Raw genomic sequence first — 19,050 nt, forward strand, 5'->3', positions numbered from 1 at the left:
CACCTGTCTCTTCACCGCACGATGCGGCGAAAAGACACACGCGAATGCAGCGGCAAATTAGACCGTTACTCGGACTCCATGCGTTTCAATGGATGCACACCTCTCCTTCGGAGACGTGTTCGGCAAAGCCGATTTCGACAGTTGATTTAATTCAGGATCACACAATGAAAGTCGAATCATCCAGCAATCAACAAAACGCCTTTGAGCAGTTCGCAACAGCGCAACACGGTGGGCAGGCTGCTCAGCGACCGGCGCAGCCCGCGGTCTTCGATACCTCCGGTTCCAGCAGTACGCAGCGGGCGGTATCGTCCAATGACAGTTCCGCTGCGGACCCAGTGCAGATTAAAAATGTCGGGACCCGCTGGAAGTTGGGCCCTAACGGCGAACATATCTATCTGGGAAGCTTCCCGGTGCAGCAACCGCACCGCGACACCAACCAGGCCGAGACACCATGGAATGTCTTTAAGCGCGGCTTCAAGGATGGCGCGACGCATCCGGGACAAACCATGGGTAAGATCAAAGATATCGCGACGGACGATAAGTCACATAGCGGTGAGAAAACCGGCAAGAAGGTCGATGGCATACTGGAGCAACTGCCCGTCATCGGCGATGGATTGACTATCACGCGTGGGGCCGCGGGCGAGAAAGATCCGAACGGCAACCCACAACTGCCGCAGCCGAACGTTCAGCCGGAGGTGCCGGGCAGTTCTGTCAAGAGCGGCCAGCCGGCCCGGCCAGCAGAGAAACCCTCATCCGAACTTCCGTCGAACACGAAGTCCGGCACGCAGCCCGCGCCTTCGGCGAGTCCATCGACAGATCATGGTGATGCACCAGGTGCGCCCGTTCAATCGAAGCCTGCCCAATCCGGGGCGCCCCACTCCAGCACAGGTGAATCGCAGGCCGATACACCGCACGCAGACGACATCGCGGCGAACGCGCCCTCTGCGAGCGGCTCGCACTTCGATGTGCCCACGCAATACGCAGGCAAGCCGAAGGGCAACCTTGGCGCTGACCCAAACAGTCCGGGCGTCTTCAGGGACGAACAGGGCCAATCTTATATCCAGGCAGGCGAGCAAAACTGGCCGGTCAGATACGACAAAGACAACGGCACGTGGCGCGTCTATCAGCCCGGCGACCCCGCGAAACTTCAATATCCCGTCGGACTCGACGAGCAGGGCAACTGGCAGGTGCATGACAACGTCGGACTCAAGGGCGGCAATTCCAGCGCTGCTGGGAGCGGCAACAACAATATGGCCAACCGCGATCGAGTCAACGACACGGCGACGAACTCACCAACGGGCAATTCGCCGGGTTCGTATCCCAGCTCCGTGAAAATAGTCAACGATTTGCTGAAACGCCTCAACATCAATCTATCGGACCAGTCTGCCGATACCATCATCAATAATCTGCATAAAGTAAATGCGGGAGAAATCGCTCACGCCAGTGCGTCGGCGCGCGAAGCCTGGACCTTCGCCCGCGACGTTTCGGACCCGAATCTGCCGATGAGAGACCGCGCTGCCGCAGCATTCGGCATGGTCTTGAACGGCGTGCTTGCGCCGGCTTACATGACTGAGTTCGATCTTGGCAACTACCACTTCGGTCGCGATCAATCGGGCGATCTGCGCCGGGCGACGCAGATGTTCATGCAGTTTGATCCGCATGCCTAAGCGGTGTTGACCGCATGGGCTAGCGTCGCCTTTCCGGCGGCGCTAGCCCCCGTCCCGTCCGCCATCCGCCGTGCATGCCACGCGCGCGAGCGCGACCCGCCAGCGGTGCTTTGCGTCGTCATGCCGAACCCGCTCGACGCTCCAGTTCCGCAGTGACTCGGCCGCTTCGCCGCGCGCCGCCGCGTGCGCTTGCTGCGCGTCGTCCAGTTGCCGCTGCAAGTCGGCAAGGCGCGCGTCGTGCGCACGCAGCGTCGCATGCCATTGTCCACCGGCGCGCTGATCGCGCCGGCAGAAGCCGAGCACGTGCAGCCGTTCTTCGGCGTGCCGTTCCAGCGCGGCAAGCTGGTCGGCCACCGCGGCCGCCGCCTGCCGCTCGCGCCGGCGCGCATCGGCCAGTGCACGCAGCCGACGGCGCACCCGCAAGCCGCGCACTCGCGCGAGCAGTTGCCAAAGCTCCGCCTCCTGCGCAGCGCCGCGCATCATGCCAGGCTGTCGCCGGCGCACAAGCCATGTAGCTGTGCACGCGTCTGGGCCCACGGGCTGCACTGGTCGTATGGTTGACGCAGAAAGCGCTGGATCGCCGGGCGCTGATCGATCGCCCGGTCCGTCTCGGGATCGTGGCCCCGCTCGTATTCGCCGATCTGCAACAGCATCTCGACCTCCTCGTAACGCGCCAGCCAGTCGCGCACCCGGTTCGCGTCGGCACGTTGCGTGGGATCCGCGACGCGATTCATCAAGCGGCTGCGGCTGCGCAGGATGTCGATCGCCGGATAGTGGCCTGACGCGCCGAGTTTCGACGACAACTGGATATGCCCATCGAGCAACGAGCGCGCTTCTTCCGCCACCGGATCCGACAAATCGGCCTCATCCGCAAGCACGGTATAAAACGCGGTGATGCTGCCTTGCGCGGTCACACCAGCGGATTCGATCAGGCGCGGCAGCTGCGCAAACACACTCGGCGGAAAGCCACCGCGCAGCGGCGGCTCGCCGACTGCGAGGCCGAGCTCGCGCAGGGCCCGTGCATAGCGCGTCAGCGAGTCGAACAGCAGGAGCACATTGCGCCCGGTTGCGCGCAATCCCACCGCCATCTGCGATGCCAGTTGCGCGGCCTTGATCCGCTCCGCGGCGGGACGGTCGGAGGTCGCGGCGATCACAATCGTCGACGCGCGCCGTTGTTCCAGATGATCGTGAATGAATTCGGCCACCTCGCGGCCGCGCTCGCCAATCAGCGCAACCACGATCGCATCAGTCGACGCGCCGTTCGCGATCATGCCCATGATCGTGCTCTTGCCGCCGCCGGCCGGCGCGAAGATGCCTGTGCGCTGACCGACGCCGCAGGTCAGCAGGCCGTCGATCGCACGCACCCCCGTGGCGAACGGCGCGCTGATGACGGGCCGTTCGAGCGGATTGAGCGTCGCCGCGGCATCGCCCGGCATGTCTTGCGCGGGTGCGGCCGCGGCGGGCGGCGGCAGCGGCCCGCCGTCGAGTGGATTGCCGAGCCCGTCCACCACGCGTCCCAGCAATCCCGCCGCCGCGACGCTGCCCCATGCCGAACCGCAACCCTGTACCTCCGTGATATCCGACAGGCCGGCCAGACCCGCCAGCGGCATCACCAGGGCGCCGTCGTGGGTAAAGCCGACCACTTCGCCATACTGTGCTTCGAGGGTGTCCGGCCGCACCAGGCGCACTTTTTCGCCGACGCGCAACGAGACACCCACGACCCGCACGATCACGCCGCGCGCTTCGACCACCCGCCCGCGCAAGCTCGGCGCGGACATGAACAGGGGCGCACTACTTTGCGTCGCTCGCATGATCTCCTCCTTATGGCGCGCCAAGCGTCGCGATGGTCTGGATACGGAAGACGTCGAGTGGAATCTCTTCGATCGCCAGCACGTCAATGCGCAATCCGAAGTCGCGCAGTAACCGCGCCAGATGCGGACGCAGCACCGCGTTCGTGACAATCAGGCGAATCTCGGACAGGTCCGCGGCCAGCAACTGCTGGGTGCGAGTCAGCTCGTCCGCCGACAGCACGCACTGCGGCTCGCCGTCCACGCCGCTGCGAATTTGCGCCTCGAGGCTGGCTTCCCATGCCGGGTCGAGCACGGCCGCCGAGATCGTCCAGCTTTGCAAGTCGGCGTAACCGCGTGCGATCTGCCGCCCGAGTTGGATACGCGCCTCGCGCACCATCCGGTCGAGCGTGCGCTCACCCGCCGGCACGCGCACCACGGCTTCGAGGATCGCGCGCAGATTGCGAATCGGCACCTGCTGCTGCAGCAATTGCCGCAACACGCCGGCGAGCTGCACCGTGCTCGCGGCCTGCCCCGCCTGCGCGACCAGCTCGCGAAATTCGATCGACAACTGATCGAGCAGGAAGCGCGTCTCCTGGGTGCCGAGAAAATCGGCCGCCGAACGCTCGCAGATCTCCGCCAGGTGATCGCATAGCGCCTCGTCGACGCTTGCCTTGTGGATCTCCGGATCGTCGACCGCGGCCGCCTTCGCGTTCGGCACCCAGACCGATTTCGGGGCGCGCGGCCGGTAGCCCTCGACCCCGTCGAACACGATGCGGCTCTCGTCGCCGCTCATCAGCGTATGCGCGGCGACCAGCGTGCCGCTCGCAAACGGCACATCCTCGATATCCACGATGTAGCGCTCCGGCGCCAGCCGCGCATCGCGCAGCAACGCGAGGCCGGGAAACGGCACGCCAAGATCGACCATCAGATTGCGGCGCAGTTGACCGAGCCGCCGGTTCAGCGCTTCGGGCCGCAACGCATCGAAGGCATCGAAGCCGAGTCGCAGCCGCAAGGCCGCACTGGTGCCGAGCTCAACGTCGTCAAGAATGCGCGGCACGTAGTTGCCGCCGTCGCGCGTCATCTCGGGCATCAGCGCGCGCTGCGAGTTCGTCGCGAGCGCGGCGTTGCGCATTAGCGTGACCGCGAGCGCGAGCAGCAGACCACCGGCCACCAGAAACTGAAGGTGCGGAAAACCGGGAATCGCCGCCAGCGACAGACACGCAATCCCGGCCATGCCGATCGCCTTCGGATGCATCGCCAGTTGCCGGTAAATGTCGCCGCCGAGATGCGCATCGTCACCGTCGGCCGACGCCACGCGGGTGACGAGAATACCGGCCGCCACCGAAACGATCAGCGACGGAATCTGCGAGACGAGACCATCGCCGACCGTGAGAATCGTGTAGGCATGCAACGCGTCGGCGAACGACATGCCGCGCTGCGCGATACCCACCGCGAGGCCGCCGATGATATTCACCAGTGCGACCACGATGCCCGCTACCGCGTCGCCTTTGACAAACTTCATCGCGCCGTCGAGCGAGCCGTAGAAGTACGTCTCGCGTTCGAGCGCGGCGCGCATCCGGCTCGCCTGGGCCGCGCTGATCACGCCGTTGCGCATGTCGGCGTCGATGCTCATCTGGCGGCCCGGAATGCCGTCGAGCGTGAAGCGCGCGGCCACTTCGGCGACCCGGTCCGCACCTTTCGCGACGACGATGAACTGGATCGCCGCGAGCACGATGAACACCACCAGCCCGACCGCCACATTGCCGCCCACCACCATTTCACCGAATGCGCCGATGATCTGGCCGGCGTGCGCATGCAGCAGGATCATCTTGGTCGACGCGATCGCGAGCGCGAGACGCAGCAACGTGGTGATCAGCAGCAACGATGGAAAACTTGCGAGATCCGCGGCCTTCGACACATACAGCGTGGTGGTCAGCATCGTCAGGCTGGACGCGAAACTCACGCAGATGAAGAGGTCGAGCACGAACGGCGGCACCGGCACGATCAGCAGCGCGAGCACAGTCAGAATACCGATGCCGACCGCAACGTCGGCGTGACGCGCGAAGATGGCCGAGAGATCGTAGCGGCTCAGAATTGAACGATTCAACATGTTATTGCCCAAGCTCCCGATGAAGCGCGCGGCGACGGTTTTTGACGTAGGGGTCGCCCTCGTCGTCGCGGAACTCCCGTTTGATTTCGCTCTTGTCCATGCGCAGGTTGCGCAGCAACAAGAAGCGCTGAATGAAATAGTCGGCGACGGCGGGCGCGATCTGCGACGCCGCCATTGCAATCAGCAGATGCGAGTGCGAGCCCGCCGTATAGCCGAGCTGAACCGGTAACGAGAAGGCCCACATCGGCGCGAGCTGGCGCAACCACGTGGCGAGCGCCTGCACGAACAGAAACAGCAGCACCGCGAATTGCAGCAAGGTCAGCACCGTGTCCCACAGCAGGCGCAGACTGAACATCTGCTTGAGACCGTTGAGCGGATTCAGACGCTTCACATCGGGTGTGACGCGCTTCCACGCGATCAGGCCACGCGTTTGCAGCAACTCCGGCACGAGCACCGCGAGCGCCCCGACACCGAGCGCGATCAACACGACCGGCAGAAAAGCGCTCAGCGCGGCAAGCGTCGATACAAGCCGGTCACCGAACGGCAGCGCCTGGTCCTGAACCGTCACATGCAGGATCAGCCGCGTGCCTAGCGCATACAGGTGCGGCGCCTCGATAAACAGGTACAGCCACCAGACGAGGCCGCTGAACGCCACCGTCAGATGGGTGCTCTTGGTGATCTCGCCGTCCTCGCGGGCACGGCGGATCCGCTTGGGGGTCGGGGCTTCGCTCTTATCGCTCATGGCAAATGGATCACGTGATCGAATGCGAGACGCAATTGCGCAAACAGCGCGGGCACGCTCAGCATCGCGGCAAACGAGAGGATCATTGCCTTGACGGTCCGTGCGGTGGCGAACGGGTTGAGCCGTTTCGCGTGCCGCGACATCAGCCCGAACGCGACGTCGATCAGCAGCATCAGACCGAGCAGCGGACTGGCGAGCCGCACGCCTTCGGCCAGCGTTCCGGCCAGGTCGGTCAGGGCGATGTGCCGGAACACGTCGGTCAGGTCGACGCGCCAGCGGCCCGGCGGCCACAGCACCCACGCATCGGTGAAGAAACCGAACAGGAGCGGCAGGCCCGGTCCCGTGAACAGGGTCAGCGCGGCAAACTGCAGGAACAGCGTTTCGAAGAGCGCCGCTTCCTGCTGGAAGTGCGGATCGTAGACCGCCGCGCTCGCATAACCGCCCTGCTGATCGAGCACCGCGCCCGCCGCTGCCGCCGCATGAAAGATCGTGCCGAGCAGCAGGCCGAGCGCCACGCCGGTCGCCGCTTCCACCCCGATTGCCGGCAGCAGGTGCGGCGGCCAGCCGGTATGTTGCGGCAGCATGGCCAGCGCCAGCACCATCGGCAGCCGCAACAGAATGCCGAGCGAGCCGCTCTGCCCGAACGGAATCAGGTAGAGCGCCACGGCGGGCCGGATCGCGCAAAACGCAAAGCCCTTGAGATAGTCGAGGTAGTCCACGTTCAATGCAACCGCCCCGCCGCGATGAAGGTGAACACGTGGGCGAGAAAGCGCGCGAGTTCTCGGCTCGCCCAAGGTGCCGTCACGATCAGCACCGCGCCGACGCAGATGATCTTGGCCCCGTACGGCAGACTCTGATCCTGGATCTGCGTCACCGATTGCAACAGCCCCACCAGCAAACCGACTACGGTCGCGACGGCAAGCGCGGGTAACGACAACCAGAACACCAGCATGAGCGCATCGCTGGACAAGGTGGCAAGAGACGGAACACTGTTCATTTGACATAGCCGACGATCAGGCCGTGCATCAGCTTCGAAACGCCTGATACCGACACGAAAATGAATAACTTCAACGGAATCGATACCGTGCTCGGTGACAGCATCACCATGCCCATGGCGGTCAACACGTTGGCCACGACCAGATCGACCACCAGAAACGCGATATAGAGCAGAAAGCCCGCTTCGAAGCCGCTCGATATCTCGCCGATCAGAAACGCCGGAATCAGCAGTTGCAGATCGGTTTCGTGGGGCTCGCGCTGTGGATCGATCCGCTTCGCGGCGCCGACGAGAAACTTGCGTTCGTCGGGCCGCGAATGCGCCAGCATGAATTCGCCGAGCGGACCGCGCACTGCCTGCAGGAGTTCAGCGGGACGCGGCAACGCGAGTTCGCCGTTGTCGCCGACCGGCAAAGCGCTTTCGATCTTTGCCAGAGTCGGCGACATCACGACCAGCGTCGCCGCGAGCGCGAGCCCCGAGATCACCAGGTTGCTCGGCGCCTGCTGCACGCCGAGCGCCGAGCGCAGCAGCGTGAGCACGATGCTGAACTTCGTGAAGGAAGTCGTCATCACGACCGCGAGCGGTAGCAGGCCGAGCATGAAGAACATGCCGACAACCTGCAGCTGGTCGAGTTGCGCGATCATGCCGGTACGTCTGCCTGGGTCAGCCGGGTCACGCGCACGCCGAGCGAACCGTCGATATCGATCAGCTCGCCGCGGGCAAACGGAATGCCCTGGCAGAGCAGCGTGACGCTGCGCTCACGCGAAGGCAGCCGGAACGCGACGATCGATCCCTGGCGCAGATGAGCCAGTTCGGCGACCGACAACGACAGCGTGCCGAGCACCGCTTCGAACGCGAAGGTCAGGGCGTCGATCGGCAGCAATTCGCTGGTCACTTCGACGGGCGGGGTTTCATCATTCAGGACATGGTCTATCAAGGTGTGCTCCTCAGTGAACTTCAACAAGATCCGGCACGCGCCCAATCGCAGAGGCACGCGCAGGTAATACGACTGACTGTCGAACAGCAGCGCGTCGCCCACCGCGACCTTGCGCAAACGCGGCAACGGCATCGACGGGCCCGCGAGGCAGATCGGCATGCGGACGTACAGGCGGCGCAGCAGCGCGCCGCTGGACGGCCTGACCGGCGGATGGCGCCGCAGCCAGGCATCGACCGCGGGGCTGCAGAACGAGAAGTGGGCCGCGCGGCCGCTCGTCGCGTGAGTGACGGCAATGCCGTAGGCGCCCGGCGGCGCGACCGCGTCGAACGCCACGTCGGTGAGTTCGAGCGTGAAACCGAACAGGCCTTCGAGCGCGCACAACCAGTCGCTCAACGCGTCGGCGACATGCGTCACGGCGGTATCTCCGCGCGCGCCGACCACCGCGGGCGACAGTTCCGGCGATAGCGCGCCGGCATCGCAGGTGGCGCTGAACGGCACTTGTGCCGCCATGCCCGACAAGCGCAGTGGATAGCGTGCCCGGCACGCTTCGAACTCCAGCGTGAAACGGCCGGTGCCGACACGCACCACCCGCGGCCGGCCGAAGTGGCCGATCGCCAGGTTGTGACGCTCGGCGTCCGCCGGCGCGAGGCTTTCCAGGTCCGGCCAGAGCGTCATGCGACCTCCCGCACGAACGGCCGCTGAAAGACGCGCGCCCGCTCGGACGCAGAGGCCTGCCGGGGCGGCAGCACAAGCGGCGCGGTTAGCGCGGCCAACGTGTGCCGCACGCCCTGCTCGACCATGTCGAAGGTCGTGCGGCACACGCCGTCGGCCAGGTCGTCAGTGCGCAGCACCGCGGCGACACCGTCGCGGATGTCGCGTTCCAGCGCGCGCAACTGCACTTTCAGACCGCCATCGATCACGCCGGCCTCCGTTTCAATGACGCACGAATGCGCGGGTAAGCCGGCATCGGCCAGCACCGTGCAAAACGGCGCGGCGAGTTCATGTTCGACCACGGCAATCAACTGTCTCGCTTCCTCGAACGCCGCCGGTGCGACGCGCACGGAAACGAGCCGTTGCGATTGCGACACCGCGACCGCGCGCCGCAACTGATTGGTCAACGCGGCCGAGGGCGGCAAGTCGCCGACGATGGCGCTCACCGCCCCCAACACGATCTGCGTCAGCCGGTCCTCGAGACGCTGCGCGGCAAAGGCCGCCGCGGCCATGCGTCCGACCTGCTGGCGCAACGCCGCCGCTTTGCCGGCCGCGTGCCCGTGACGCCAGGCCCGCAGTTTGAGTTCGCGCGCCTGCTGCGCGAGGCGCACGCGCTCACCTGCCGCTTCACTCGCGCGTTGCGCCTCGACCGCGCGCAGGCCCTCGACCGACGCCAGTTCGAGCGCACTCAGATGGCCGTCGGCTTCGATTCGCCATGCGCCCATTCGACAGATCAGCATGCCGGCCCCTCCATCACACGCCGCGCGTCGGCGATCAGCTGTTGAGCTTCGAGCGCTGACAGGCCGTGCACGCGATAGCGCGCCGCTGCCTCCACGATTTCTCGTGGCAAGCGCAGGCTCCACCAGAACGCATAGGGAGAGTCGGCGGCGACGTGGGTCGCCAGCGTCAACCCGAGCGCCGTCATATCGCGCCGGTTGAACAGCGACGGTATTGGTTCGACGCTCAGGTCCGCCGTGCCGCTACGCGGGTGCCGTTGCAGCGTGCCGAGCAGATGCGGCGCGACGCCGGCCGCGAACGCCATGCGCGCCGGCGCGGCAACGATGCGGCGCAACGAGCGGGCGAATGCAAGCGCGGCGACGATCCGGCACAGACGCGCGCACGCCGGCCGTGGCCACAGCGGCAACGCCGGCGGCAAGCCAGCCAGGCTCACCTGACTCAGTTGTGGGTAACGGTCGAACAGAAAAGCGTGCGCGGCTCGCGCGTGCCGCTCGTGACGAACGTGACGAACCTGACGAATGGGACGCCCCGATTCGAGCCAGCTGTCATGCACCCAATAAGCGGGTGCGCTGGTGTAGGCGTGTTTCATGCGTCATCTCCCGTACGGTTCGCGGACTTCGAAGCGCCGGCTACGGTCTCAGCGATGTGCGCCTCGGACCCGTCGCGCGGCGCTTGCGGAGCCGCCTGCGCAGGTTGTCCCGGGCCGGCCTTCGCTGCGGCGACGCGTGTCTTCCGTCCGAACCACGTGCGGGTTTGCGAACGCCACAACCACATGAAGCCGGCGGCCAGCAGCACGAGCAGAGCCAGCACACACAACATCGCCGTGGTGCGCGACGGGTTGCCGTCACGCACGCAATCCGTGGCAACCACCGCACCCGCGGCACTGGCGACATCGCCGCCGTCCGCGCATCGGCCTGGGAAGGTCAGCACCGGCGTGACCGCCAGCAGCGTCAGCGACACGCGCGCCGGGGTCAGGCCTTCGACGCTCCCCGCCACCAGCGCGCGAATCCTGTCGCGCATCAGCTCGAGGTTGTAGTCGCTGCGATAGCGCATCATCACGGACGCCGACGGCAGTGTGTCCTGCGCCGGATCCATCGGATCTTTTTCGGGGAGCACGATGTGCACGCGGGCCAGCAGCACGCCGTCGATCTTTTCGAGCGTTTCGGACAACTCCTGGGAGAGCCCGTACACATAGCGGACACGGTCTTCCTCGGGGCTCGAAATCAAGCCCTGGCGGCTGAACAGCTCGCCGAGATTCGCATGGCCGCCGCGCGGCAGCGCGTAGGCGCTGGCCAGTTCGGTGGCCACGACCGCGTCCGCGTCGTCGACCGAAATGTTCCAGGTACGGTCCGCGTTGCGCTCCTTATAACCGTTGACGCCGTGATGACTGAGCGCGGCGATGATGCGGTTCGCCTGGTCCTCGTCCAGGCCTTCGAATAGCGAGGTTCTACAGCCGACGAGGAGCAGCAGCACCGGCAGCAGGATCAGGGCGCGCCGCATCAGCTTCGCTGCGACAGCGTCTGGATGGCGCGGCCGGTCTCGTCGGCAACGCGCACCGTCATTTGCACCCGCACCGAGAAAGCGCCCATGTCGGCCTGCAGGCGCAGCATGTCGGAGGTCGAGATGCGGCCGGCGTCGAGCTGGTCGAGGTGCTGCGAAAGCTGCTGCGCCGACGTGTCCTGCACGTCCTGCGCGTGCGCCAGAAGACGCTCGATCAGCGAGCCCTGCTCGGCCGTCCCGTCGGCGACCCGTACGGTCGCGCCAGGCATGGGCGATACGGAAGATTGCGGGGACACTGCGCCGGACTGCGCCGGCAAGGTTGTGACAGGGACGTGCAACATATCAATGGCTGCCTCGAATAGTCAGTCGTTCAATGGTTGAAATGGGACCCACGGCGCGCTCAGCCTGGGTGGCACGAGCGGCGTGGCGATAAGGCGAGCATTCAGGCAGATTCAGGAACGCCGCGGCCATCGAACCCGCGCCGGGTTCGTCGCCATCCGCCACCGCGATCAGCGTTCGTGCACCGAGCGCGTAGTGGCCTTCGAACACCTGGCACACGCCGAGCCATGCACGCGCCAGCGCACTGTCGGGCGCGACTTCCACGGCGCGCACGAACAGCAGGGACGCGGCGCGGTAATTCGCCCGGTCGATCTCGACCAGCCCCAGCCCGAGATACGGAAATGCCCGCTGCGGATACAGCTTGGCAAGCCGCTCGAACAGATAACGCGCTTCATCGAAGCGTTTATGCACGCGTGCGTAATGACCGATCGAAATCAGCAGCTCCAAGGTGTCGTCCTGCATCGGCGATGGCTCCCCGAAGACGCCGCAAGGCGTCTCCGTCCTGGTTAAAGTGAAACGGGAAATGCGTTAGTGAGAGGCGCGCGCCGTTTCCTTCTGCGCGTCGGTGAGACCCTGCACGCAAGCCGTCGCAATGCTCTGGGTCGTGTTCACCGCGCCCATTGCCTGCTGCACTTTCATCATCGCGGCGTTCTGCTGCTTGTCGTCGGTGCCTTCGGCCTGCTGCAATTTGCTGTCGAAGTCCTGGTTCTGTTTCTCGAGGATCTTCGCCAGCACTTCGGCCACCTTCTGAGCCGACAGGCCGCCGCTTGCGCCGACCGTCGAGCCGCCCGTGCCGCCGGCGAAGTTGCCGCCCAGATTCGGGGACATCGTCGTATTGACCTGATTCATGATTTCTATTCCTTACCTTTTATCGCGCGCGTTTGTGAAGCTGACGCTTCGTTCCACCACTTGCCGAGCCGCGCGCAAACACTCGACAAGCAGAATCAGTTCCCTTCGCACAGTCGACGAAGCACCCGGCAGTGCGCTGTTCATGGCGTCTATCTCAGTGGTCAGACGTGCCACGATCGACTCGCGCCCCGCACCGCCGGCTTCGGCAAGTCGCGCTTCGAGCGGGAGATCGGCGCACGCGCCAAGCGTGCTTTTACCGGCAGTTTTTTCCAGCATGGGCGGCATCCAGAAAGAATTCGTAGACCGAACCGTCGTCGTCACGCGTGAGCTCCGCGGCGCAAGCCGAGATGCGCGTCACCCGTCCGATCGGCAGCCGCGCGCCGACGAAATAGCGCACGCCTTGCGCATCCGTGAGCCAGAACGCGTGACGGCTCGCGAGCAGATTCAGGCCAAGTGCTTCGAGCGGCACCCGCACCCGCTCACCCGCCTGGGCATGACCGGGAAAAGTGAGACCGCGCAGTCCGTTGATTTCGGCGCCGGCGAGACGCGCGACACGTGCGTAGTCCCACGATTCGGGCGACAGAAAGCCGTGCGCGTCGGGTAGCGTCGCGGCGAATGCACCGGGTTGCGTGGCATACACGGCGGCGCCGCGGTAGTAGCGCGCGAGAAATTCGTCGACTTGCTCGCGTAGTTGCGCGAGCACGAACACATGCATCACGGGCGCGCGTTGCCGCGACCAGGCACTGGCGGTCAGCGCCGCCAGGTCGGCGGCCGACTCGACGTAGCCCTCGTAAATGAGTGCGCCGGTCTTCGGGTCGAGGTGCGTCTTCACCAGCCGGAACGCGTCGTTCGCACGAACTGCGGGCGGTGTGTCGCTCGGCCATTGGTGGGAAGCGGTCCACGTGAGCAGTGCAAATACAACCGGCACCGCAACGGCCACGGCTCGCGTCACCGGCGATGCATCGGTCCAGTGCCGCGCGATGTACGCCAGCGGCGCATGACGGCGCAGGTAGGCTCGCTCGGCGTCGCGCGCCATCGTCGGACCCGGCGCATCGCGGCCGCAGAACTGGAACGTGATGGCCCCTGCGGAAAACCACGCGCCGCGCTCAAGAAGTACGCGCCGCCCCGGCGGCACAGGCCGGCCAAACACAGCGACGTGCGCAGCGTCGGCGACCAGCGCGAGTGCTGCGCCGTGCAACTCGACGGTGGCGTGCAGCAGTTCGACGCCTTCGTCGATCACCATCAGATCGGCTTCGCCGCCACTGCCTATGCGCAACGGCTTACCGGGCGACAGCACCACGCTTGCGCCGGTGTGCACGCCGTCCATCACGACGATCTGTGCGTCAGCGGTCATGGCGGTTCTCCCATGGCATCTTGCTGACCAGCGGCAAGCCCGGCGCAGACAGGGCCGGTGACGGAGACGGCTGCGGAGCAGCGGGCGCGGTGGGCTGGGCCAGCGCCCGCAATGCCGCGTCGACCGCTGACGGCACATTGGGGGCAGGCGGTTGTTGGGCTTGCTGGGCTTGCTGGGCTTGTTGGGCCTGTTGGGCCTGTTGTGCCTGTTGTGGTTGCTGCCGCGGCCGTGGACGCGCAGCAAGAGGCGCGTCGCTCGCCGATAACATCGTCGCTACCGGCAACGCGCTCGCCGTCACTGCCGTTCCAACCGAAGATGTATCGGGACTTGAAACGGCGGTACCGATCGTCATCCCACTAGCGCCCTGCGCCGTATTCGTATTCGACACTCCATCACTCGCCAGACGCTTCAGGCGCGGCGTGATCAGGACCAGCCGTTCGAGGCGCTCGCGCGTGGTCTGGGTATCGCGGAACAACGCGCCGAGATAAGGCACATCGCCGAGCAGCGGCACCTTGGACGTGGTGCTTTCACTACGTTCATACTGATAGCCGCCGATCAGCAGACTCTCGCCGTCGCGCACGATCGCCTGAGTGACGACCGAGTGGTTGTCGACCTTCGGGATGCCGTCCACCGATGCCGACGTGTTGAACGTCCCGTCTTCGATCTGGATGTTGAGCCGGATGTTGCGACGCGGCTCGCCGGTCGATTCGACGCTCGGCGTCACCTTCAGCGTCATCCCCGTATCGATGTTGAACAGGTCAACGGCCTGGTTGCCCGCAACCCGCACATACACCGTGCTGCGCGAGGTCAACGCCGCTTCCGTGTTGTTCAGCGTCAAGACTTGCGGGCGCGACAGCACACGCGCCTGACCGGCCTCCTCCAGCGCATGAATCTGGGCAAACAGGTATTGCGCCGAGTTGCCGATCAGCGTCGCAAGATTGAGCCCGGCCGCCGCGCTTGCCGGCGTGACCAGGTCCACCGCGCGGAAGCTCGTCGGCGCGCTCGCGGTCCCCGAGGCCACGTTGATACGCCCGTTCGCGCCGCCCCAGCGCACGCCGAGCGAGCGCGCCGCATTCGACGACACGTCGATCACCACCGCGTCGATCTCAACGAGCTCCTGCGGCTGATCGAGCATCGCGATCGCGCGCTCGTAGTTCGGCATCATCGACACGAGGTCGCTGATGACCACCGAGTTACTGCGCTGATCAGCGACGATGTTGCGCCGCGCGGGTGTCGCGACGGGCTGGGCGGTGTCGGAGCCGGAATCGGGCAGCGGGGCGGCCGGCTCGGCGGCGTTGTCAGGCGGTGTGCCGGCAAGGCCGAGGCCGAGCAGGCTCGGCAACGGCGGCGGCCCGCCGCGCGCATTGCGAGCATCGGCACGCACATCGGCGTGCGAGCGCGGGGCACGCTGGGCCGTGGCCTGCCAGGTGTCCGTCATCAAGCGGCGCAGCAGCGAAGCGACGCCCGGCACGACCTGCTCCTGTGCGCCGACCGCGTAACGGACGTCCTCCGCCTGTGCATAACGCAACGGAAAAACGCGGATGACGGTCTCGTCGAACGACGGCGCGACGGTGGTCTGCCGCTGGGCCTTGTCGATCGCCTCGGCCACCGCGTCGACGAATTTCGACGGGCCCGCTACCTTGACGGTGGTCGCGGAGTATTTAACCGGCAGCCGGGCGTCGTCGAGATCGAGATTGCGCAGCAGGGACGCAACGGCCTCGCGAGTCATCGGCGCGAACGGGATCACCCGGCTGCGCACGTCCGACGCGCTCGCGACATGCATCGCCTTGCCGTCGAAATACCAGACAAGTCCGTATGCCTCGATCAACTGGATGAAGACATTGCCCGGCGTGTCGTCGAAGCGGCCATTGACCAGTCCCTTCACGTCGCGGCCGATGTCGGCGCTCAAGCCTTCGACGGCGAGCACGTCGCGCAATACGTCGGGTAACGGGGCGCCGTTTACTGCGTAGTGAATCGGCGCACCTTGCCATGCGGGTGTCGCGGCGTGCGCCGCCGGCAGGAGCAACACGGCCGAGGCGAGCCCGAGCGGACCCGCGACGTAACGCAAGGCGGCCCGGCAGGCGCACGACGGCAAATCCGGACGTTCGTCGCCGCCCTTCTCCTTCTCAATGGTCGAATCGTTGCGCCGCATCATAAGCATTAAAAATCCCTGGCTACGTTTATTGACTCCGTTACCCAGAAATTTAATGATGTTTTCCATGCCCAAGGTCATACACATATAAGACATGGGCAGTGCTTAAAGCACAGATGCAGCGGCACGATTCCGCCCAACCCGACAGAATTCCAATACGCAGAATTTGTCTGAATTCGCATTTACTCCGCGGACTCCCCTTATCCAAAAATACAGATGAAGTGCATATATCGATAAGTCATACATCTGTATGACCTGCTCTTTTCCTGTAGAGCGAGGATTACGGAACTGACAACTCGATTAATCCGATCATGACAGCCAACTCGTGCAATTCAGTCCGTACCGGACAGTCTTTCCCGCCATTATTAAGCGCACTGTTCTGCTTCAACGTCTTAATAGAAGCGCGTCATTCCTCAATTCCTACATGCGCGCCCACATGCGGATGACACGGTATTGCAACTTCACCCCTCAACTCGCAAGACCAAGACTACGCTCCGTCAGAATTAACGGATTCGCAACCTGTCTGCGACTCGAGGAAATCTATTGGCGAATCATCGAGGAAATTGCACGTCAGGAATCTCTGACAGTAGGAAAACTGATTTCCAAATGGGCTCTCGAAATCGACATGACACAAGAAACCATCTGTAACTTCACCGGGTTCATCAGAATCATCTGCGTCACGCAAATACTCGAACAGAAATATCCAATCGGCATAAATGCAATCGATCCAGACACAGCACGCAAATCTCACCAACCAACGCAAGGGGGTTTATCGAAATAATCAGACCAAATTTCTCTCACAGCCGGGAATCAACCGTGGAGCACCCACTGTGATTGTTCACGCTAAAACGGCAACCGAACGGTTTAACTTTTAATCACCAGGATTTCACAATGAGCAATGCAATCAACACGGTCGGCGGCAGCATGCCGTTCGATATGGGCAATTTGCCGGACGCGGCGCAAAACGACATCCAGACGAACGCGAGCTTCAGCTCCGTGCGGATGTTTTCGCCCGACGACACCGGCGCTGCCGGCAATATGCCGCCGGCCGCCATGGCGCATCACCAGCTCGCAGCCGCGAACGACGGCGACTTCGGCACCCAGGCCGCAGCGGCACAGGGTGGCGGCGGTGGCGGCGGCGACATGGCGGGCGCGTTGAGTCAGATCATGAGCCTGATCGGGACGGCCCTTTCAGCCGCGATGCCACTGCTCGGCATGGTCACTTCGATGATGGGCAAGGCGGGGGCGGCTGGAGGCGGCGCCGCTTAACCGAGCCCTGAGCTCACGGCCGGCCGTCGCATCGACGCCGGCCGGAAGCGGGGCAGCACAACAGCAAGCGGCTTTGCTTCAGGTCCCGCTTCATGGCCCGCTTCGTCCCCCTTCATGCCCCTGCTTCATTGCCTGCTTCATAGCTTGCTTCATGGCCCGATCACTGCCCCGAACTTCCCTCCTGGAACACCATGAACTCTTCTCCAAGGCTCGGCCCCGTCGATCGCCATCGACTCGACGACCTCGTGCGGCGCTCCAATGCAGGGCTCTACAGCGCCATGAGCCAATTTGTCGACGGCGGCCATCGCCCTATCGGCGAGTCGCTGCGTAGTGGTTCGTTGCCCGATGCGCTCGTGCAACGCTTCCTCGATGAACTGCAATCGATGCAGAACTATGTCGGCATCTCGTACCGCGTGTCGCAGATCACTCGCGACGGGCTTGCCGCGCTGCAAGGCGACCGCGACCGATGCTTTGTGGACCTCAACGCTCAGTGCGCCTTCGTGCTGCCGTCCAACGCGGCCGCCCTGGCAAGGCACCTGGCTGCGGCGCAATGGCGCGACGGCGCGTACCTGTTGTTCTCGATCTTCGACGAATCGGTCCCGCAGAAGAATCTGTCGACCGCCCTCTTTGCGGATTGCGTCGCCGTGCTGCCCGGAACACCGCTGCGTCTGAAGAACTTGCGCATCTTCGCAGCCGAGGGCGACCGAAGTCCCGGACGCGCGCGTATCGTCGCGCATTTTGCCGCGGCGGATCAGGCATGCGGTGCACCCTACGATCTCTACAGCGGCGCGCCGCGCAAGTGACGCGCTTGATACGTTTGATACCTTCGAAACCTTTGGCGTGGTCGCAGGGATCGGGCTGGCGAGTCTGAAGGTCAAGCGGATGCCGCCGGTAGCCTCGTGAACGGCGCCGCCTGTCAAGACTCGCTTCCTGCTGGGAGGCCTGGCCGCCTGTGAACGGCGGCTGCCTGCTGCAGACGGCCGCCGAAGCTAGCGCCCACTAAAGACCGTTGCCCACCTGGAGCCACGGCAACGCCGGGAGCCACGCCAACGCCGGCCCTCTCAAACCGCCCGCCGCGCCGCGGCAAATTCAACAGACGCTGTACAATGGCGCGCCCGACGTAAGCTTGTCCGGCCTACCCTGGCCGTGCCCCGCGCCGTCTGCGCCCCGGTTTGCATGCTTGACCCGCGCGTTTGATCTGAGCGCCCGGGTCGGCACATTTAGCCCGTGTTCCGTCACCTGCGTTTCATCCGACTCTTTGCCTATGTCCGCTACGCGACCCGACTCTGCCCGTCCGCGCCGCCCGATGCGCCCGCTGCCCGCCATCATCTTCATGAGCCGCTGGCTGCAACTGCCGCTCTACCTGGGTTTGATCGTCGCCCAGGCGGTCTACGTCGTGCTGTTCCTCAAAGAAGTCTGGCATCTGGTCACGGCGTCCATGACGCTCGACGAAACCAACATCATGCTGGTCGTGCTCGGCCTGATCGACGTGGTGATGATCTCGAACCTGCTGATCATGGTGATCATCGGTGGGTATGAAACCTTCGTGTCGCGCCTCGGCGTGGAGGGTCATCCGGACGAACCGGAATGGCTCGACCATGTGAACGCCGGCGTGCTCAAGGTCAAATTGTCGATGGCGCTGATCAGCATCTCGTCGATCCATCTGCTGAAGACCTTCATCAGCCCGGACCAGAATTCAACGCACACCATCATGTGGCAGGTGATCATTCACGTCGCCTTCCTCATCTCGGCGCTGGTGATGGCGTTTGTCGACCGTCTCACCACCCATACGCATCCCAAACATTTTCAGGAACCCGCGGGTTTGCACGCGCTGGGTTCGAACGCTTCCCCTCCCCCGAAGGCGCACGACTGACCGCACTGTCGCGCGAGTCTGAAAA

The 19,050-nt window shown here is 64.7% G+C and carries 22 protein-coding genes; 5 read left to right on the forward strand and 17 right to left on the reverse strand.

All coding sequences use genetic code 11. The features are described from left to right. Positions 1 to 164 precede the first annotated feature (164 nt). Positions 165 to 1,667 carry a hypothetical protein gene (locus PQR53_RS32855; RefSeq protein ID WP_408463699.1) on the forward strand — a complete coding sequence of 501 codons (1,503 nt, stop codon included), beginning with the start codon at positions 165 to 167 and terminating at the stop codon, positions 1,665 to 1,667. A gap of 42 nt (positions 1,668 to 1,709) precedes the next feature. Here the strand turns inward: PQR53_RS32855 and PQR53_RS32860 are convergent, their stop codons facing one another. The 17 genes from PQR53_RS32860 to sctC all read right to left on the reverse strand — a co-directional run bounded on the left by PQR53_RS32860 (position 1,710) and on the right by sctC (position 15,892). Further along, on the reverse strand, positions 1,710 to 2,150 hold the full coding sequence (locus PQR53_RS32860) for a hypothetical protein (RefSeq protein ID WP_408463702.1): 441 nt from the start codon (positions 2,148 to 2,150) through the stop codon (positions 1,710 to 1,712). Beyond that, positions 2,147 to 3,478 (reverse strand): FliI/YscN family ATPase, encoded by a 1,332-nt coding sequence (locus PQR53_RS32865; protein ID WP_408463704.1) that lies wholly within the window; start codon positions 3,476 to 3,478, stop codon positions 2,147 to 2,149. The genes PQR53_RS32860 and PQR53_RS32865 overlap by 4 nt, the downstream gene beginning before the upstream one ends. A gap of 10 nt (positions 3,479 to 3,488) precedes the next feature. Beyond that, positions 3,489 to 5,567: a flagellar biosynthesis protein FlhA gene (locus PQR53_RS32870; protein ID WP_408463707.1), complete on the reverse strand. Its 2,079-nt coding sequence runs from the start codon at positions 5,565 to 5,567 to the stop codon at positions 3,489 to 3,491. A gap of 1 nt (position 5,568) precedes the next feature. Then, a complete protein-coding gene (locus PQR53_RS32875) occupies positions 5,569 to 6,309 on the reverse strand; it encodes an EscU/YscU/HrcU family type III secretion system export apparatus switch protein (RefSeq protein WP_408463710.1) in 741 nt (246 codons plus the stop codon). After that, on the reverse strand, positions 6,306 to 7,028 hold the full coding sequence (locus PQR53_RS32880; protein WP_408463815.1) for an EscT/YscT/HrcT family type III secretion system export apparatus protein: 723 nt from the start codon (positions 7,026 to 7,028) through the stop codon (positions 6,306 to 6,308). Before PQR53_RS32880 ends, PQR53_RS32875 begins: the two co-directional genes overlap by 4 nt. A 2-nt stretch (positions 7,029 to 7,030) precedes the next feature. Further along, a complete protein-coding gene (gene sctS / locus PQR53_RS32885; protein WP_179741723.1) occupies positions 7,031 to 7,306 on the reverse strand; it encodes a type III secretion system export apparatus subunit SctS in 276 nt (91 codons plus the stop codon). After that, a complete protein-coding gene (locus tag PQR53_RS32890) occupies positions 7,303 to 7,947 on the reverse strand; it encodes an EscR/YscR/HrcR family type III secretion system export apparatus protein (RefSeq protein ID WP_408463713.1) in 645 nt (214 codons plus the stop codon). The genes sctS and PQR53_RS32890 overlap by 4 nt, the downstream gene beginning before the upstream one ends. After that, complete coding sequence (locus PQR53_RS32895; RefSeq protein WP_408463716.1) at positions 7,944 to 8,915, reverse strand: FliM/FliN family flagellar motor switch protein; 972 nt, start codon at positions 8,913 to 8,915, stop codon at positions 7,944 to 7,946. The genes PQR53_RS32890 and PQR53_RS32895 overlap by 4 nt, the downstream gene beginning before the upstream one ends. Continuing rightward, positions 8,912 to 9,691 carry a FliH/SctL family protein gene (locus tag PQR53_RS32900; RefSeq protein WP_408463719.1) on the reverse strand — a complete coding sequence of 260 codons (780 nt, stop codon included), beginning with the start codon at positions 9,689 to 9,691 and terminating at the stop codon, positions 8,912 to 8,914. The genes PQR53_RS32895 and PQR53_RS32900 overlap by 4 nt, the downstream gene beginning before the upstream one ends. Then, the gene (locus tag PQR53_RS32905; RefSeq protein ID WP_408463722.1) at positions 9,685 to 10,278 is read right to left on the reverse strand and encodes a hypothetical protein; all 594 of its coding nucleotides are present in this window, start codon (positions 10,276 to 10,278) and stop codon (positions 9,685 to 9,687) included. The genes PQR53_RS32900 and PQR53_RS32905 overlap by 7 nt, the downstream gene beginning before the upstream one ends. Beyond that, a complete protein-coding gene (gene sctJ / locus PQR53_RS32910; RefSeq protein ID WP_408463725.1) occupies positions 10,275 to 11,189 on the reverse strand; it encodes a type III secretion system inner membrane ring lipoprotein SctJ in 915 nt (304 codons plus the stop codon). The genes PQR53_RS32905 and sctJ overlap by 4 nt, the downstream gene beginning before the upstream one ends. After that, positions 11,189 to 11,458 carry an acyl carrier protein gene (locus PQR53_RS32915; protein ID WP_408463728.1) on the reverse strand — a complete coding sequence of 90 codons (270 nt, stop codon included), beginning with the start codon at positions 11,456 to 11,458 and terminating at the stop codon, positions 11,189 to 11,191. The genes sctJ and PQR53_RS32915 overlap by 1 nt, the downstream gene beginning before the upstream one ends. Before the next feature lie 73 nt (positions 11,459 to 11,531). After that, positions 11,532 to 11,990, reverse strand: coding sequence for a tetratricopeptide repeat protein (locus tag PQR53_RS32920; protein WP_408463731.1), 459 nt, complete (start codon positions 11,988 to 11,990; stop codon positions 11,532 to 11,534). 66 nt (positions 11,991 to 12,056) lie between these two features. Beyond that, positions 12,057 to 12,377 (reverse strand): hypothetical protein, encoded by a 321-nt coding sequence (locus PQR53_RS32925; RefSeq protein WP_179741715.1) that lies wholly within the window; start codon positions 12,375 to 12,377, stop codon positions 12,057 to 12,059. Positions 12,378 to 12,389: 12 nt separating this feature from the next. Further along, on the reverse strand, positions 12,390 to 12,653 hold the full coding sequence (locus PQR53_RS32930) for a hypothetical protein (protein WP_408463734.1): 264 nt from the start codon (positions 12,651 to 12,653) through the stop codon (positions 12,390 to 12,392). Continuing rightward, positions 12,631 to 13,731, reverse strand: a complete 1,101-nt coding sequence (locus PQR53_RS32935) for an FHA domain-containing protein (RefSeq protein ID WP_408463737.1) — start codon at positions 13,729 to 13,731, stop codon at positions 12,631 to 12,633. Before PQR53_RS32935 ends, PQR53_RS32930 begins: the two co-directional genes overlap by 23 nt. Continuing rightward, positions 13,721 to 15,892 (reverse strand): type III secretion system outer membrane ring subunit SctC, encoded by a 2,172-nt coding sequence (gene sctC, locus PQR53_RS32940; RefSeq protein ID WP_408463740.1) that lies wholly within the window; start codon positions 15,890 to 15,892, stop codon positions 13,721 to 13,723. Before sctC ends, PQR53_RS32935 begins: the two co-directional genes overlap by 11 nt. Positions 15,893 to 16,325: 433 nt before the next feature. Between sctC and PQR53_RS32945 the strand changes: the two genes are divergently transcribed. From PQR53_RS32945 to PQR53_RS32960, 4 genes are all read left to right on the forward strand, one after another. After that, the gene (locus tag PQR53_RS32945; protein WP_408463818.1) at positions 16,326 to 16,664 is read left to right on the forward strand and encodes a ribbon-helix-helix domain-containing protein; all 339 of its coding nucleotides are present in this window, start codon (positions 16,326 to 16,328) and stop codon (positions 16,662 to 16,664) included. A gap of 110 nt (positions 16,665 to 16,774) precedes the next feature. Beyond that, complete coding sequence (locus PQR53_RS32950; RefSeq protein WP_408463743.1) at positions 16,775 to 17,152, forward strand: hypothetical protein; 378 nt, start codon at positions 16,775 to 16,777, stop codon at positions 17,150 to 17,152. 191 nt (positions 17,153 to 17,343) lie between these two features. Next, positions 17,344 to 17,955, forward strand: coding sequence for a hypothetical protein (locus tag PQR53_RS32955; protein ID WP_408463746.1), 612 nt, complete (start codon positions 17,344 to 17,346; stop codon positions 17,953 to 17,955). A gap of 503 nt (positions 17,956 to 18,458) precedes the next feature. After that, positions 18,459 to 19,025 (forward strand): TIGR00645 family protein, encoded by a 567-nt coding sequence (locus tag PQR53_RS32960; protein ID WP_408463749.1) that lies wholly within the window; start codon positions 18,459 to 18,461, stop codon positions 19,023 to 19,025. Positions 19,026 to 19,050 lie beyond the last annotated feature (25 nt).

The sequence above is a fragment of the Paraburkholderia fungorum genome, from assembly GCF_046027605.1.
GTDB classification, from domain to species: Bacteria; Pseudomonadota; Gammaproteobacteria; order Burkholderiales; family Burkholderiaceae; genus Paraburkholderia; species Paraburkholderia fungorum_F.